Annotated in this window: 1 protein-coding gene and 1 pseudogene; both read right to left on the bottom strand. The window is 36.7% G+C overall.

Going from position 1 to position 1,037, the window contains the following annotated elements:
- Positions 1-177, bottom strand: a pseudogene (locus AC1DTM_RS28200) (glycine/betaine ABC transporter); the annotation flags it as partial.
- Positions 170-1,037, bottom strand: an 868-nt coding sequence (locus AC1DTM_RS28195) for a betaine/proline/choline family ABC transporter ATP-binding protein (RefSeq protein ID WP_477001457.1), incomplete at its 5' end; no start/stop codon positions are given. The gene AC1DTM_RS28195 and the pseudogene AC1DTM_RS28200, both read right to left, overlap by 8 nt.

The following is a 1,037-nucleotide window of genomic DNA, read 5'->3' as shown; positions in this document are numbered from 1 at the left end:
ACATAAGATAATAATCATCAATATAGCTGGTATTATTATTAAAAAATTAGTGAGTAAATCAACGAATCCACCGATAATATAAGAAAACCCTCGGAACAAGCCTTCAAAGTTCTCATATAAACTTGCAACAAATGAGTCGACCCATTCCCCTAATGGAATACGCGGTATACTATTCATCGTCTTTCACCTCTTCCTCAATGTTACCTGCAAGAGCTTGAATGACACTTTCACGTTTAATAATTCCTCTTAACCTTTTCTTCTCATCAATTACGGGTAACGGATATTTCATCTCCGCCATTTTTGCATACGTCTCTTCAAGTAAAGTATCTAAATAAACGTGCGGAATATCATTAAGTAATAAATCAGCAATCGGCCACTGTTTTTGTACTGCTTTACTTGCATCATCTGCGGTTAATATACCTAAAAACTCATACTTTTTGTTTACAACATATACTGTAGAAACGCCCGCGTTCCTCATAATTTGTAGTGCCACACGAGGTCCACGATCAATTAATAAAGTCTCCGGTCGTTTTAATATAGACTCCGCCGTAATTACTTTTCCTAAATTCACATCCGCAACGAATTTCTCTACAAATTCATTTGCAGGGCTCATCATAATTTCTTCCGGTGTTCCAATTTGGACAATTTCTCCATCTTTCATTAATGCAATACGATCACCAATTCGAAGAGCTTCATCTAAATCATGTGTAATAAAAATAATTGTTTTCTCCATTTTGTCTTGTAGCTCTAACAATTCATCTTGCATTTCTTTTCGAATAAGCGGGTCTAATGCACTAAATGATTCATCCATGAGTAAAACATCCGGATCATTCGTAAGCGCTCTTGCAATACCAACTCGTTGTTGCATACCACCACTAAGTTGACTTGGGTAATTATCTTTATGATGATCTAGCCCTACTAACTGTAGCGATTCTAACGCCTTATTTTCTCTTTCCTCTACTGGAACTCCTTGAATTTCTAACCCGTACGCAACGTTTTGTATCACTGTACGTTGCGTACGGGTTAGAAATTCAAGG

The organism is Bacillus sp. P4_D3, from assembly GCF_056401855.1.
Note: the sequence above shows the minus strand (reverse complement) of the source record. Positions and strands in the feature narration are given on the sequence as shown.